Origin of the sequence: Pseudomonas sp. SC3(2021), assembly GCF_019856535.1 — a bacterium.
Lineage (GTDB): Bacteria > Pseudomonadota > Gammaproteobacteria > Pseudomonadales > Pseudomonadaceae > Aquipseudomonas > Aquipseudomonas monsensis.
Window position 1 is genome coordinate 3,865,071 of record NZ_CP082236.1, and the last position, 13,019, is coordinate 3,878,089.

Below are 13,019 nucleotides of genomic sequence, written 5' to 3' on the forward strand. Positions count from 1 at the left end.
TATGTCCTTTACCCAACAGCACCTCGATGTGATCGAGAAGGCCATTGCGCGCGGTGAAAAAACCGTTCGCTTCGGCGACCGCACAGTCGAGTACCGCACCATCACCGAACTACTGCAGGCCCGCGACGAAATTCGCACCTCGCTGCTCAACGCTGCCGGGCCGCGTTCCCGCGTGGTCCGGCTTTACCACGGAGGCAAGGGACTGTAATGGCTCGTTATCCGACGCTAACCCGTAACGGATTCTTGCTACCGTCAAACATCAAGGCCAGTTACGAAGGCGCCGGGGAGGGCCGTCGTTCCGCTGGCTGGGATGCGCCCGACAATGGCTTGAACACCATCAACACGCCAGCGCTGCGCAATCTGCGTTCCCGATCGCGGGCCGCAGTGCGCAACGACCCGTATGCTTTCAACGTCATCGACAAACGCGTCAGTAACCTGATAGGCACCGGCATCAACCCGCGGCCGAAGACGGACGACGACGCCCTGCGTAAGCAACTGCAGGAACTATGGGAAGACTGGGTCGATGAGTCTGACGCCGATGACCTCACCGACTTCTATGGCCAGCAGGCGCTGGCCGCACGCACCGTCGAAACCTCCGGCGAATGCTTCATTCGTCTGCGGCCACGCAGCATGGACGATGGTCATGCAGTGCCGCTGCAACTGCAGTTGCTCGCTCCGGAGTTCGTGCCGCACGACAAGTTCGAAACCACCCGTGATGGCAACGTGATCCGTGCCGGCATCGAGTTCAACCCGGTCGGCAAGCGTGTGGCGTACTGGATGTACCGCTCGCACCCGGGAGATCCCTCGGCATTGAATGCCGGCTATAACCAGCTAGTGCGCGTGCCCGCTACCCAGGTGCTGCACATCTTCGAGCCACTGGAGCCTGGGCAGTTGCGGGGCGTACCGCGCTTGTCGCCGGTGCTCAAGCGCCTGCGCAGCCTCGACAACTACGACGACGCGGTGCTGTTTCGCCAGGAGGTGGCCAACCTGTTCGCTGGCTTCATCACCCGACCGCCCCCAGACTCCGGTCCCCTGCCGCGCGACCCGGTCACCGGTCAGCCACTGGTGACCGACCGCGACGGATTCACGCCAATGGTCGCGCTTGAGCCCGGGACCATGCAGGAACTTGGGCCGGGCGAGGAGGTGGAGTTCTCCAAACCACCCGACGCCGGCAACAACTACCCGGACTTTATGCGGCAGCAACTGATGGCCGCTGCCGCCGGTACCGGCACACCCTACGAAATCCTCACCGGCGACATGCGCGAGATCAACGACCGCGCGTTGCGCGTCGTGCTCAACGAGTTTCGCCGTCGTCTGGAGCAACTGCAGTTCAGCGTTTACGTGCATCAGCTGTGTCGTCCGGTTCGTGCCGCGTGGATGGACATGGCGGTGCTGTCCGGTGCGCTAGTGCTGAAGGATTACGCCCAACGACGGCGCGAGTATCTACGAACGCGCTGGGTGCCGCAGGGCTGGGCCTACATCCAGCCGGTGCAGGATGTGCAGGCGCGCACGATGGAAGTCAAAGCCGGCTTCGCCTCGCGCAGCGAGATGGTGCTGCGCACCGGCTACGACGCCGAAACGGTCGATGCGGAGAACGCCGCTGATCTCGCCCGGGCCGTTCGCCTGGGCCTCAACTACAACACCCTCGACGTCATCGAGTCGCTCGACGACAAGGAGCAACCATGAGCAAGCAAGCGCGACCGCGCATTTACAACAAGGCCGGCGAGCGCGTGCAGGTATCGGAAAAAAGCTGGTACGCCATGCAGGCCAACGGCGAAGCCGAGCAACGCACCATTGAGGTGTTTGTCTACGGCGAGATCGGTACTTGGGGCATCACCGCCAATCAGTTTGTCCAGGATCTGCGCGCCATGGACGACGGTGTGTCGCCCGTCGTGGCGGCGTTTAACAGCGTCGGCGGTGATCTATTCGATGGGCTGGCGATGCACAACGCACTGTCGCGGTTGGGCGAGCGTTGCACCGGCCGGGTCGATGCACTGGCCGCGAGCGCAGCCAGCGTTGCAGTGTGTGGTGCGCACCGTGTGGTGATCGCGTCCAATGCCATGTTGATGATTCACAACCCTTGGACCTACGCCGCCGGCGACGCCGAGAGCTTTCGCAAGGTCGCCGATGTGTTGGACCAGACCATGGAAGCCATCATCGCGGCCTACAAGGCCAAGGCTCCTGACATCGACGAGCCCGAGCTGCGCCGCTTGGTGGCGGCCGAGACCTGGTTGACGGCAAACGAAGCGGTGGCCTTGGGGCTGGCTGATGAGATCGGCGACGGCGTCAAGGTCAAAGCGTGTTTGGGACAGGGTGCCGTGCTGCAGCGTTTCCAGCATGCTCCGGCCGCGTTGCTGGCTCAACTGGATGAACCGATTGATCCAGAACCCGAACCCACACCGGAGCCTGCGCCGCCGATCCCGGATGTCCCGCCGGCCCAAGCGTCCAATGCTGCGCAACTGGCGGTGCTGATCAGCCAGCGTTGTACGGCGGCGGGCATCAGCAACCTGATCGAGCCGCTGCTCACTGTCACCAAACTCGAAAACGAATCGGTGGTGCAGGCGGCGTTGAACCAGGCCAAAGCCATCAACGACTTGTGCGTCGCCGCGCGGTTACCGGAGTTCAGCGCCGAGTACGTCTCGGCCGGTCTGGATGCCTCGGCCGTCCGAGCCCGGCTGTTCGACAAACTGGTGGGCAGTGGTAAGGGTTTTGAGATCGACAACAGCCTGCCGCTGGCTGATGACCCGCCGCCGAAGGTGCAGGCCAAGCAGATTGACCAGCCTTCGATCTGGTCCGCACGTCAAGCGGCGCAGACTGGCAAACGAACCTCTCTTACTGGAGCTACTGCATGAACATTCAACGTGAACCGATGCACGCCGGGGAATTTCTCCTGTCCGAGGGAGCCGGCACCATTTCCCGCGAAGCAATCAATGTCGCCGCCGGCCCGGCGCTTGAGCCCGGCCAGATCCTCGGCCTGGTCACCGCCACCGGTGAATTCGCTCCGTACAACCCGACCGCTGAAGACGGCAGCGAGAACGCCCAGGCGATTCTTTTCGGCCCGCTGAGCACGTCCGACATTGTCCGTCGCGGGCGCGCCGTGGTGCGTCTGGCCGAGGTCAGTGAAGCACATCTGACCGGTCTGGATCTGGCCGCCGAGAAAGCGCTGGCTGCTCATAACGTGATCGTCCGTTAAGGCGATCACCTTCAAATTTTCAACCCGCCCTGTGCGGGTTTTTTGTTTTCTGGAGACTGCTTCATGGCTGACATTCAAATCTTCAACGACGAGGCATTCTCGGTGTCCTCGTTGACCGCCGCCATTAACGAACAGGAATACGTACCCGGGCGCATTGGCAGCCTGGGTCTGTTCCAAGAAGAAGGCATCACCACCCTGACGGTACAGATTGAGAAAGACGGCGACACTCTCGCCCTGGTACCGGCCGGTGAGCGCGGCACCTCCGGTCTGGTAGTTTCGGGCAGCAAGCGCAACCTGATCCCGTTCAACACCGTGCATTTGCCTGAGCGCTTCACCATCAAGGCTGACGAGATCCAGGGTATTCGCGCCTTCGGTACGCGCTCGGAGTTGCAGTCGGTGCAGGACGTGGTCAACAAACGTCTGGCCAAGGCGCGCCGCCAGTTGGACGTCACCCATGAGTTCCAGCGACTGGGCGCACTCAACGGCAAGATTTACGACGCCGATGGCAAAACCGTATTGCTCGATCTCTATGAGCGTTTCGGCGTGCAGCGACAGCGTATGCCGATGGAGCTCGCCAAGCCGGAGACCGATTTCCGCGTCAAATGTGGCGAAGCTTTGGACATGCAAGAGGATGCGCTTGGGAGTGTGACCAGCAGCGGTTCGCGGGCGTTTTGCGGGAAAAACTTTTGGAATGCGATGCTGAAACTTAAGGAGGTGAAAGAGACCTACCTCAATACCCAGCAGGCAGCATCGTTGCGCGGTGATGCGCGCGAGAGTTTCGACTACGGCGGCATCACCTGGGAACGTTATCGCGGCAAGATCGCGGGCATGACCTTTGTGCATGACGACAAGGCGCTGCTGATTCCCGAAGGCGTGCCGGATCTGTACATCTCGGTGTTTGCACCCGCCGACTACATGGAAACGGTCAACACCGAAGGCGTGCCTTACTACAGCAAGATCGAACCCTTGCCGTTCAACAAGGGCATGGCCGGTGAAGCGCAGTCCAACCCACTGCACATGTGCACCCGGCCGCTGGCGCAGATCCTGTTGGAAATGTAGTCATGGGCATTCGCGAGCTGATGGCCGATGTCGACGACATCGTCTTTGAAACCTTGGGCGACAGTGTACGGATCGAAGGGCGTAGTGAACCGGTACTCGGCATGTTCTCGGCGCCTTGGTTGCAACCGCGAATCGGGCGGATGAAGACCGCAATTCGTGAGCCTCGCTTCGAGGTCCGCGTTGCTGACGCCGATGGTTTGAGCAAAGGGCTGCTGGTAAGCGTTGACGTACCGGAGCTCGACGGTGGCGGGGACTACGACCTGCTGCAACTTGAACCCACCGGTGACGGTCTGGTCGCCCTGATCCTAAGGAAACGACCATGAGCGTTGGCAGTCACTTCAAGCCCTCGGCCGGCGGCGGGATGATCTCGCTGCAGACCTCGGCGGCAGATCTGAAAGCCTTTCAGGACTTTGCCGCCTTAGTGCCCAAAGCAGCGGCCAACGCCCAGCGCCGAGCCATCAACAAAACCCTGCGCTGGCTTGCCACACAAATTGCCCGCGCTGTCGGCCGGCAGGAACGCATTGCAGTCGCTGCTGTTCGGCAGCGCTTGCGGGCCTACCCGGTCAGTGGCGGAGCCAACAGCGGCAAATTGTGGTTCGGCCTCAACGCCATGGAGGCCAGCCGCATCGGCCGGCCTCGGCAGAGTCGCTCCGGTGTCTCGGTGGCAGGCCGGCGCTTTCAGGGCGCGTTCTTCAAAAAGGTCTACGGCAACAGCGCAGACGTCTGGATTCGTACCGGCAGCAAGCACTTCAGGGTAAGCGATTATCCCGACAGCGATGTCAGCGGTGCGGTTGGCGCGAGTTCGGGCTGGATCGCCGAGCACGACAACCGCTTCCCGCTGGCCAAGGCCAAGGTGTCGTTGGAGCAGGCCCGCCCGCACTTTGAGAGCTGGGTAAGCAAGGCTGACGAACACCTGGTGCATGTCCTGCAGCAGGAACTCAATTTCGAAGTGCAGAAGCACTTGAAGGGGAAATGACGTGACGGATCAAGTCGACGAGCCGTTCAGTCTTGAACAGCTGTATCACGCCATCGAGCGGCGCATTCAGCAACACTTTCCGTGCCTGCAGACGGTGTCCATGTGGCCGGATGATTTGGATCGCTTGCCGCTGCCAGCCGTACTGATCGAACTGTCCGAGATGGAGCCGGGTCTCGATCCGGGAACAGGTGAAACCGGCTTGGCCTGCAAGTTCGAGGCGCGAGTGATCACCGATCCGATTCAGCCGGATGATCACCAACAGGCGGTGTTCCTGGCGGGCCACCTTGCCGCGTTGCTGCGCATGCAGTGCTGGGGCGTTGAGGTCGAACCGGCTGAGTTCGTGCAGGCGATGCAGGACTGGACCAAACCCGAACTGGACGGCTACACCGTCTGGGTCGTGGAATGGACGCAGCAGATCTACCTCGGTGAAGCCGAATGGCCTTGGCCGGATCAGCCGCCGGGCACCCTGCTGCTGAACATTGAGCCAGGCGACGGCCCGTTCCGTCCGGAGGATGTTCCATGAGTTCCGGTTACGTCGCCGCCCAGCACGACCGGATGCTCGCCGGTCTGGTCAAGGATTGCTACGTGGTGGCGGTGGATCTGGCCGCGTCACCCCCAGTGTGCCGAGTCTCGGACGGTGAGTGGGTCAGCGGCTGGCTACGCTGGCACAGCGTTGCAGCTGGCAAGGCGCGGCACTGGCGAGCGCCCAGCCTGAATGAGCAAGGCACCTTGATCAGTGCCAGTGGTGAAGTGGCACAGGGCACGTTCATTCCCGGCCTGTACGGCAACGGCGGACCGCCACCGGACAACCGCGACCACGTCGAGGTCTGGCGTTTCGATGATGGAGGCTCACTGGTCTACGACTGGCAGGCCAACAGTTACACCATCACCTTGCCGAGCGGTACGGTCACCATCAAAGTCGGATCGACGCAGGCCGAAGTCACCGACAACGCTGTCAGCGTGAAGTCGGGAACGATCGTTCTTGAGGGGACCGTGAACATCAAAGGGCCGGTCAATATTGACGGTCCGCTACATGCGACAGAGAGCATCACTAGCGATGCCGACATTCTGGCCGCCGGCCAAAGTGATAATCACCACAAGCACTAACTCATCACTCATCCAGCCCGCCGCGAGCGGGCTTTTTCATGCCTGGAGAAACCATGGCCAAACATCAAGATGATTTGCCTGCGCCTGAGTCCGTGCCGATCAGCGCCGTGCAGATGAACTCGACCGTGACCTTTCGCGACACCCTTTACACCTCGCGCACGGTCATCCTGCCTGACGGCCGCACCTTGGCCGTAGCGAAAGCTCAGGTGTCGGTAGATTGCACCGACGATGTAGCGCTGAAGTGCCTTAAAGCCCACGCCGAGTTCGAGCAACTCAAGGAGTAAACCCGATGATCGGAATGGATCGCCACACTGGGCAACCCATCTCCGGCATCGAGCATTTACGTCAGTCGGTGGCGGACATCCTCGGCACGCCGTTGCTGAGCCGCCGCGAGCGTCCGGAGTACGGCAGCAAGCTGCGGCGGATGGTCGACCTGCCCATTAACGAAGGCTGGAAGAGCGCCGCTCAAGCGGAAGCGGCCCGGGCGCTACGCCAGTGGGAGCCACGACTGAAGCTTGGGCGCGTCGTCGCCATCTCGGTATTGGGCGGGAAAATCAACTTCAGAATCAGCGGCGAGTATCTCGGTGAGCGCGGCACGTTGGAGGTGTGGGTATGAGTACGCTGGTGGATCTGACTGAGCTGCCCGCACCGGACGTGCTGGAGCCTCTGGACTTCGAAGAAGTGTATGGCGAGGCGTTGAACGTGTTTCGCGGTTACATGGGCGACAACTGGACAGCTGCGCTGGAGAGCGATCCGGTGACCAAGCTGCTGGAAGTCGGCAGTTACATCAAACTCGGTAACCGGGCGCGGGTTAACGACGCGGCGAAGGCGCAACTGCTGGCGTATGCCATTGGCGCCGATCTGGAGCAACTGGCCGCCAACGTCAATCTCAAACGCCTAGTGATTCAAGCGGCGGATCCGCTGGCGGTGCCGCCGGTCGAGGCAGTACTGGAATCTTACGATGCTCTGCGTGAACGTGTGCAGATGGCCTATGAGGGTTTGACCACGGCGGGGCCACGCAACAGCTACATCCTGCATGCCCGTAACGCCTCGGCATTGGTTGCTGACGCAACAGCCGAAAGCCCAGCGCCGGCCTGCGTCGACGTGACGGTGCTGGGCTTGGAAGGGGACGGCGCGGTTGGGCCGGAGCTGCTGGCCCTGGTCGCCGAGGCTGTGAATGACGACGATGTGCGCCCGGTCGGTGATCGGGTCACCGTGCGCGGTGCCGAGATACTGCGGTATCGGGTCGATGCGGTGCTGCACATGAAAGGTACCGGACCGGAAAACGACGCCGCGCTCGCTGAGGCGATCAAGCGTCTTGAGGCTTGGATCAATCCGCGCCGTCGCTTGGGTGTCGAGGTAGCGCGCTCGGGTGTCGATGCGCAGTTGCACGTCGCCGGTGTGGCCCGCGTTGAAATCAAGGATTGGGAGGATTTGAAACCCACCAAAGCGCAGGCAGCGTACTGCACCGGTTGCACCGTCGTGTTGGGAGGCTGATATGCGCAGCCTTTTACCGCTTAACAGCACTCCCCTGGAACGGGGCATTGAGGCGACGTTTGCCGAGACCACGCTGATTCCATTGCGCGCACTGTACAACCCCGACACCTGTCCGGTTCATCTGCTACCCCATCTGGCGTGGGCCTGGTCAGTCGACCGCTGGGATCCGGCGTGGCCGGAAGCGGTCAAGCGCGCCGCGATCAAGGCCTCGTTCTACATCCACAAGCACAAGGGCACCATCGGTGCATTGCGCCGGGTCGTCGAACCGCTGGGCTATCTGATCGAGATCTCAGAATGGTGGCAGACCATCCCGGAAGGCGTGCCGGGCACCTTCGCGTTGAAGGTCGGCGTGCTGGACACCGGTATCACCGAAGAGATGTACCTCGAACTCGAACGCCTGATCGACGACGCCAAACCCGTCAGCCGAAAACTGACCGGACTCGACATCACACTTGAAACTCACTTGGACGCCTATGTCGGTTTTGCCGTTTACGACGGTGATGAAATTGACGTTTACCCATGGAGCAACCCGGACATGGACGTAATGGTTCAGGGGAACCATGGCGTCAGCGAATACACCCTCGACGAATTGGACGTATATCCCCATGGTTGATAAAAACTCTATTTTTGGCGGCATGCTCACCACGCAGGGCGCCGCCAAGAAAACCAACTGCGACGCGTTGGGCATCCCTTGGGAACCACGCTACATGCAGATCGGTGATGCAAACGGCACCGACCCCGTCCCCAGCGCCTCGCAAACCAAACTGGTGAACCAAGTTTATCGGGCGCAGCTCAATCAGTTGCGTGTGTCTCCCACTGATTCCAATGTCCTGATTGCCGAGCTGGTGTTGCCACCGGATGTAGGCGGTTGGTGGATTCGCGAGCTTGCGCTGGAAGACAAGGACGGTGTTTTCTGCGCGGTGGCGAATGCGGCGCCGAGCTACAAGCCGTTACTTGCCCAAGGCTCTGGCCGTAATCAGGTGGTGCGGATGCACATCATCACCAGCGGCACGTCGAACATTCAGTTGAAAATCGATCCATCGGTGGTGTTGGCCACTCGCGGTTATGTTGATGATCTGCTCAACGGTTTGTTGCCCGCAAACAAGATCGCCGGTCAATACACGCGGGTGCGGATCAACGAGCGCGGCATCGTTGAATCGGGAGATAACCCGGCCACGCTGGCAGATATGGGCATCAAAGACAGCTACACCATTGATGAGGTGAATGCGTTGCTCGCCAGGGCGACTGCAATGCCGGTTGGCACTGTCGTATCGTTTCCACTGAACAAGATGCCTGCAGGTTTTCTGGAGCTTGATGGAAGCGTGCAAAGCAGTGCGGCTTATCCAGATCTGTCGGCTTACCTTGGAACATCGTTCAACAAGGGCAACGAGGGGGCGGGCAATTTCCGCTTGCCGGATCTGCGCGCTGAATTCCTGCGTGGCTGGGATCATGGCCGAGGCGTCGATGCCGGGCGCGCGATTGGCAGCGCCCAGCTCGGCACGCTTGCGGTTTTTGACAGTAACTATACGGGCGGCGCATCGGTCGACATTGTGCGTGGTTCTTCGGTCGAGGCTCAGGCGGATGTTTATAAAGAGGCGGACTATCCCGGCGTAGGGATCACTTTCACATCAGCCAATGTGAATTATAGCCCTTACCCGTCAGGCGGCGGTGTAGCTCGCCCGCGCAACGTGGCGGTGATGTGGTGCATCAAAGCGTGGAGCTCGCCAGTCAATCAGGGCGTTATTGATGTCGGCGCCTTGGCGAATGAGGTGCGTCTGGCCACCGGCCGGATGATCGGCACGCGCAGACTCCGAGCTACTCAAATTTACTGGTCGACGTCCGGAACGAACAAGATCCGGATCAAGGGCCAAGGAGCCGGCGGTGCTGGCGGCGGGGCAGCCTCAACTGCTGCTGGTCAGATTTCCGCCGGCTGCGGTGGCGGTGCGGGTGCGCCATTTGATACGTGGATTACCAGCGGTTTTGATGGCGTACTGGCGACTATTGGCAAGGGGGGCTCCGGCGTTCTGGTAGGTCCGGGTAACAACGGAGGGGCTACCTCGTTCGGGCCCCATGTGTCTGGTCCAGGTGGGATTGGTGGTGGCTTGTCCGCTAACGTGGTTCCGCCGCTATACCTCGGTCGGACGCCTAATTCTCAGCAAGCAGTCGGCGCGAACGTCAAGAACGGTATCGGCGTCGGTGGCGGTGGCGTCTTTGGATTTAAGGTGGACTTTGTTATTTCTGGCGAGGGCGGTGCAAGCGAAATGGGCGCTGGCGGAAACTCGATCTCCCAGAGTCAGCAGGGTGCAGACGCTGTTAACCCTGGCTCAGGTGGCGGTGGCGCTGTCGCCCTCCCTTCGTTCCCATCGCACCTGCGTGGAGGGCATGGCGCCGATGGCTGGATTGATATCGAGGAATGGACATGAGTCTTTATGGAAGGATCTACGGCGGCAAGGTATTCGAATTCGCGGAGGTAGACGGAGATATCTCGACGATGTATCACCCGTCCTTTGTCTGGGTGTGTCTGGATGGGGTTGAGCCGGCACCCTCAGTTGGCTGGGGAGCTGTGGAGGTGGACGGACACTGGCTTTTCTCACCGTCAGGATCACCGGTGATATCGCCAGAGCAACAGGCCGAGCTCGTTGCTGCAGAGCGTTTCACTCGCGAGGCGACCGGTGTCACGGTGAACGGGTTGGCCATTGAGACGACTCGCGACAGCCAAGCACTGATTGCCAGTACCGGATTGGCAGCGATCTACGATCCCGACTATCGCTGCAACTTCAAAACGGCAACCGGTTTTGTCGAGATTGGCGCAGAGCAGATCGCCGCCATCGCCAAGGCGGTGCGTGCGCATGTACAGGCCTGTTTTGATCGTGAGCTGGTGTTGCTGCGAGCAATCGAAACCGGTGAATTCACCGATGAAATGCTGCTGGAAGGCTGGCCGAACTCAGCACCTCCTGAGTCAGCTGAGCTGCAATAGACGCCCCGCACTGTCGGGGCGTTTTCTTTTCCACTGTACCCCCACAACACACCATCAAAGCCCCGCCGACGCGGGGCTTTGTCGTTTCTGGAGAACGATCGTTATGAGTTTCTTTCACGGCGTCACGACCACTTCGGTCGATACAGGCGCACGCACCATCTCTTTGCCGTCCTCGTCGATTATCGGCTTGTGCGACACCTTTACGCCGGGCCTGGTCGGTGGCGGTACCGCGAAGGCCGGTGAGCTGAAGTTGATCACCACTGAGCGCGAAGCCATTGCGGCCTTCGGTGCCGGTGCGGCGATCACCAAGGCCTGCCAGGCGATTTACAGTAAGGCCAAGGCGGTGATCGTCGCTATCGGCGTTCCCAAGATGGACGATCCGGCGCTGCAGACGTCCGCGATCATCGGCGGTGTGCTGGTTTCCGGTCAGCGTACCGGTCTGCAGGCGTTGCTTGATGGCAAAAGCTTGTTCAATGCCCAGCCGCGATTGCTGATCGCGCCCGGCCATTCCGCCACCCAAGCGGTGGCCACGGCCATGGATAGCCTGGCGCAGAAGCTGCGGGCAATCGGGATCATCGACGGGCCATGCACCACCGATGAGGCGGCTATGGCCTACGCCGAAAACTTCGGCAGTCGCAACCTGTTCATGGTCGACCCCGGCGTGCAGTTCTGGGACACCGGCGAAAGCAAGACGGTGAATGCCCCGGGTTCGGCCTGGACTGCGGGCTTGTTCGCCTGGACGGACGCGACTTACGGCTTCTGGGCCTCGCCTTCAAACAAAGAATTCACCGGCATCACCGGGACGACCCGCGCTGTGGAGTACCTGGACGGCGACGAAACCTGTCGGGCCAACCTGCTCAACAACGCCAATATCACCACGATCATTCGCGATGACGGCTTTCGACTCTGGGGCAACCGTACGCTGTCGAGCGATCCGAAGTGGGCCTTCGTTACCCGTGTACGCACGCTGTTCATCCTCATGGACGCGGTGCAGGCCGGGCACAAGTGGGCGGTCGACCGCTCGATCACCAAGACCTACGTCAAGGACGTCACCGATGGTCTGGAAGCGTTCATGCGCGACCTTAAAAATCAGGGCGCGGTGATCAACTTCGAGGTGTACGCCGACCAGGAACTGAACACGGCCAGCCAGATCGAGCAGGGCAAGGTGTTCTGGCGGATCCGCTTCACCGACGTGCCGCCGGCCGAGAACCCGAATTTTCTCTTCGAAGTCACCAACGAGTGGATGACCGAAGTGCTTGAAGCCGCCTAAGGAGGCCACCTGATGATTCCTGAAGTTCTGTCCAACTGCGCCGGCTTTATCGACGGCGTTAGTTTTGCCGGCGACATGCCGAGCCTGACCCTGCCCAAGGTCGTGCTGAAAACTGAAACCTATCGGGGCGGCGGCATGGCGGGCGAGATCGAGATCCCGACCGGTGTCGAGAAACTTGAAGCCGGGTTTACCACCAACGGTGTGCGCCGCGAGGCATTGAAATGGTTCGGTTTGTCCGACCGCACCGCTTGTACGGCGGTGTTCCGAGCCACGTTCAAAGGCCTCAAGGGCAAAGTCACTCCGGTCATCGTGACCATGCGCGGCGGCCTCAAAGAGGTCGACATGGGGGACTGGAAGGCCGGCGAAAAGGCCGAAAGCAAACACAACATGGCGCTGACCTACTACAAGCTCGAAGTCGGCGGTCGGCTGGTCTACGAGATCGACATGGTCGGCATGGTGCTCGTGGTCGACGGTGTTGATCAACTGGCAGAAGAACGCTCGGCCCTCGGCCTTTAAGGACATACGCAATGACTCAAGCAATTCAAGAAACACCCGCTAAAGCGCTGCCGAAGTGGCTGGAGCTGACCGAAGATGGTTTTCGCATTGGCCTTAAATACCCCACCGAGCTGAGCGGTGTCCTCGTCGACGTAGTGTCGATGCGCGCACCGTGCGTGCGTGACGTGCGCGCCGCGCAGGCGGCCTCCAACGGCGATGCCGAGCAGCGTGAGTTGTCGCTGTTTGCTTCGCTGACCCAGACCTCTGAATCGGATTTGGTGGCCCTGAAAATGGTCGACTACATGCGTTTGCAGGCCGGCTATTTTCGCTTGGTCACGGACGACTAGGTGTGACGGAACCACGTTGAAGACGCTGGCCAAACGCTTGGCTAAGGAGACCGGGTTCTCCGCCGCCGAGATCGTGGCCATGCCCTTCAACGAAATGG

The 13,019-nt window shown here is 60.9% G+C and carries 17 protein-coding genes and 2 pseudogenes; all 19 read left to right on the forward strand.

The window, feature by feature from the left end:
* Window position 1: 1 nt before the first annotated feature.
* The 19 genes and pseudogenes from K5Y35_RS17305 (at window position 2) to K5Y35_RS17390 (ending at window position 12,921) form a co-directional block, all read left to right on the forward strand.
* Window positions 2–208 (forward strand): phage head-tail joining protein, encoded by a 207-nt coding sequence (locus tag K5Y35_RS17305; RefSeq protein ID WP_096796982.1) that lies wholly within the window; start codon window positions 2–4, stop codon window positions 206–208.
* Window positions 208–1,686: a phage portal protein gene (locus K5Y35_RS17310; protein WP_222832435.1), complete on the forward strand. Its 1,479-nt coding sequence runs from the start codon at window positions 208–210 to the stop codon at window positions 1,684–1,686. Before K5Y35_RS17305 ends, K5Y35_RS17310 begins: the two co-directional genes overlap by 1 nt.
* A complete protein-coding gene (locus tag K5Y35_RS17315; RefSeq protein ID WP_222832436.1) occupies window positions 1,683–2,852 on the forward strand; it encodes a head maturation protease, ClpP-related in 1,170 nt (389 codons plus the stop codon). Before K5Y35_RS17310 ends, K5Y35_RS17315 begins: the two co-directional genes overlap by 4 nt.
* Window positions 2,849–3,193, forward strand: a complete 345-nt coding sequence (locus K5Y35_RS17320; protein ID WP_095139914.1) for a head decoration protein — start codon at window positions 2,849–2,851, stop codon at window positions 3,191–3,193. Before K5Y35_RS17315 ends, K5Y35_RS17320 begins: the two co-directional genes overlap by 4 nt.
* 63 nt (window positions 3,194–3,256) lie before the next feature.
* On the forward strand, window positions 3,257–4,252 hold the full coding sequence (locus K5Y35_RS17325) for a major capsid protein (RefSeq protein WP_222832437.1): 996 nt from the start codon (window positions 3,257–3,259) through the stop codon (window positions 4,250–4,252).
* A 2-nt stretch (window positions 4,253–4,254) separates the two neighbouring features.
* Window positions 4,255–4,575 (forward strand): hypothetical protein, encoded by a 321-nt coding sequence (locus K5Y35_RS17330; RefSeq protein WP_222832438.1) that lies wholly within the window; start codon window positions 4,255–4,257, stop codon window positions 4,573–4,575.
* Window positions 4,572–5,228, forward strand: coding sequence for a hypothetical protein (locus tag K5Y35_RS17335; RefSeq protein WP_222832439.1), 657 nt, complete (start codon window positions 4,572–4,574; stop codon window positions 5,226–5,228). Before K5Y35_RS17330 ends, K5Y35_RS17335 begins: the two co-directional genes overlap by 4 nt.
* Before the next feature lies 1 nt (window position 5,229).
* Complete coding sequence (locus K5Y35_RS17340) at window positions 5,230–5,751, forward strand: hypothetical protein (protein ID WP_222832440.1); 522 nt, start codon at window positions 5,230–5,232, stop codon at window positions 5,749–5,751.
* The gene (locus K5Y35_RS17345) at window positions 5,748–6,335 is read left to right on the forward strand and encodes a phage baseplate assembly protein V (protein WP_222832441.1); all 588 of its coding nucleotides are present in this window, start codon (window positions 5,748–5,750) and stop codon (window positions 6,333–6,335) included. The genes K5Y35_RS17340 and K5Y35_RS17345 overlap by 4 nt, the downstream gene beginning before the upstream one ends.
* A gap of 53 nt (window positions 6,336–6,388) precedes the next feature.
* A complete protein-coding gene (locus tag K5Y35_RS17350) occupies window positions 6,389–6,619 on the forward strand; it encodes a hypothetical protein (RefSeq protein ID WP_222834506.1) in 231 nt (76 codons plus the stop codon).
* A gap of 5 nt (window positions 6,620–6,624) precedes the next feature.
* The gene (locus K5Y35_RS17355; RefSeq protein WP_222832442.1) at window positions 6,625–6,951 is read left to right on the forward strand and encodes a GPW/gp25 family protein; all 327 of its coding nucleotides are present in this window, start codon (window positions 6,625–6,627) and stop codon (window positions 6,949–6,951) included.
* Window positions 6,948–7,832 (forward strand): baseplate J/gp47 family protein, encoded by an 885-nt coding sequence (locus K5Y35_RS17360; RefSeq protein WP_222832443.1) that lies wholly within the window; start codon window positions 6,948–6,950, stop codon window positions 7,830–7,832. Before K5Y35_RS17355 ends, K5Y35_RS17360 begins: the two co-directional genes overlap by 4 nt.
* A 1-nt stretch (window position 7,833) precedes the next feature.
* On the forward strand, window positions 7,834–8,445 hold the full coding sequence (locus K5Y35_RS17365) for a phage tail protein I (RefSeq protein ID WP_222832444.1): 612 nt from the start codon (window positions 7,834–7,836) through the stop codon (window positions 8,443–8,445).
* A gap of 22 nt (window positions 8,446–8,467) precedes the next feature.
* A pseudogene (locus K5Y35_RS28255) lies at window positions 8,468–8,833 on the forward strand (phage tail protein); the annotation flags it as partial.
* A gap of 159 nt (window positions 8,834–8,992) precedes the next feature.
* Window positions 8,993–9,631 (forward strand): annotated as a pseudogene (locus tag K5Y35_RS28260) (phage tail protein); the annotation flags it as partial.
* A gap of 620 nt (window positions 9,632–10,251) precedes the next feature.
* On the forward strand, window positions 10,252–10,809 hold the full coding sequence (locus K5Y35_RS17375; protein WP_261991201.1) for a DUF4376 domain-containing protein: 558 nt from the start codon (window positions 10,252–10,254) through the stop codon (window positions 10,807–10,809).
* Window positions 10,810–10,912: 103 nt separating this feature from the next.
* On the forward strand, window positions 10,913–12,079 hold the full coding sequence (locus K5Y35_RS17380) for a phage tail sheath family protein (RefSeq protein WP_222832446.1): 1,167 nt from the start codon (window positions 10,913–10,915) through the stop codon (window positions 12,077–12,079).
* 12 nt (window positions 12,080–12,091) lie between these two features.
* A complete protein-coding gene (locus K5Y35_RS17385; protein WP_222832447.1) occupies window positions 12,092–12,595 on the forward strand; it encodes a phage major tail tube protein in 504 nt (167 codons plus the stop codon).
* Window positions 12,596–12,606: 11 nt separating this feature from the next.
* The gene (locus K5Y35_RS17390; RefSeq protein ID WP_222832448.1) at window positions 12,607–12,921 is read left to right on the forward strand and encodes a phage tail assembly protein; all 315 of its coding nucleotides are present in this window, start codon (window positions 12,607–12,609) and stop codon (window positions 12,919–12,921) included.
* Window positions 12,922–13,019: the final 98 nt, after the last annotated feature.

What these genes read in the sequence shown, in the direction of transcription:
- K5Y35_RS17325 (WP_222832437.1), top strand. Translation starts at nt 3,257, where the DNA reads ATGGCTGACATTCAAATCTTCAACGACGAGGCATTCTCGGTGTCCTCG.
- K5Y35_RS17360 (WP_222832443.1), top strand. Translation starts at nt 6,948, where the DNA reads ATGAGTACGCTGGTGGATCTGACTGAGCTGCCCGCACCGGACGTGCTG.
- K5Y35_RS17365 (WP_222832444.1), top strand. Translation starts at nt 7,834, where the DNA reads ATGCGCAGCCTTTTACCGCTTAACAGCACTCCCCTGGAACGGGGCATT.
- K5Y35_RS17330 (WP_222832438.1), top strand. Translation starts at nt 4,255, where the DNA reads ATGGGCATTCGCGAGCTGATGGCCGATGTCGACGACATCGTCTTTGAA.
- K5Y35_RS17350 (WP_222834506.1), top strand. Translation starts at nt 6,389, where the DNA reads ATGGCCAAACATCAAGATGATTTGCCTGCGCCTGAGTCCGTGCCGATC.
- K5Y35_RS17355 (WP_222832442.1), top strand. Translation starts at nt 6,625, where the DNA reads ATGATCGGAATGGATCGCCACACTGGGCAACCCATCTCCGGCATCGAG.
- K5Y35_RS17375 (WP_261991201.1), top strand. Translation starts at nt 10,252, where the DNA reads ATGAGTCTTTATGGAAGGATCTACGGCGGCAAGGTATTCGAATTCGCG.
- K5Y35_RS17390 (WP_222832448.1), top strand. Translation starts at nt 12,607, where the DNA reads ATGACTCAAGCAATTCAAGAAACACCCGCTAAAGCGCTGCCGAAGTGG.
- K5Y35_RS17305 (WP_096796982.1), top strand. Translation starts at nt 2, where the DNA reads ATGTCCTTTACCCAACAGCACCTCGATGTGATCGAGAAGGCCATTGCG.
- K5Y35_RS17320 (WP_095139914.1), top strand. Translation starts at nt 2,849, where the DNA reads ATGAACATTCAACGTGAACCGATGCACGCCGGGGAATTTCTCCTGTCC.
- K5Y35_RS17315 (WP_222832436.1), top strand. Translation starts at nt 1,683, where the DNA reads ATGAGCAAGCAAGCGCGACCGCGCATTTACAACAAGGCCGGCGAGCGC.
- K5Y35_RS17380 (WP_222832446.1), top strand. Translation starts at nt 10,913, where the DNA reads ATGAGTTTCTTTCACGGCGTCACGACCACTTCGGTCGATACAGGCGCA.
- K5Y35_RS17345 (WP_222832441.1), top strand. Translation starts at nt 5,748, where the DNA reads ATGAGTTCCGGTTACGTCGCCGCCCAGCACGACCGGATGCTCGCCGGT.
- K5Y35_RS17385 (WP_222832447.1), top strand. Translation starts at nt 12,092, where the DNA reads ATGATTCCTGAAGTTCTGTCCAACTGCGCCGGCTTTATCGACGGCGTT.
- K5Y35_RS17310 (WP_222832435.1), top strand. Translation starts at nt 208, where the DNA reads ATGGCTCGTTATCCGACGCTAACCCGTAACGGATTCTTGCTACCGTCA.
- K5Y35_RS17335 (WP_222832439.1), top strand. Translation starts at nt 4,572, where the DNA reads ATGAGCGTTGGCAGTCACTTCAAGCCCTCGGCCGGCGGCGGGATGATC.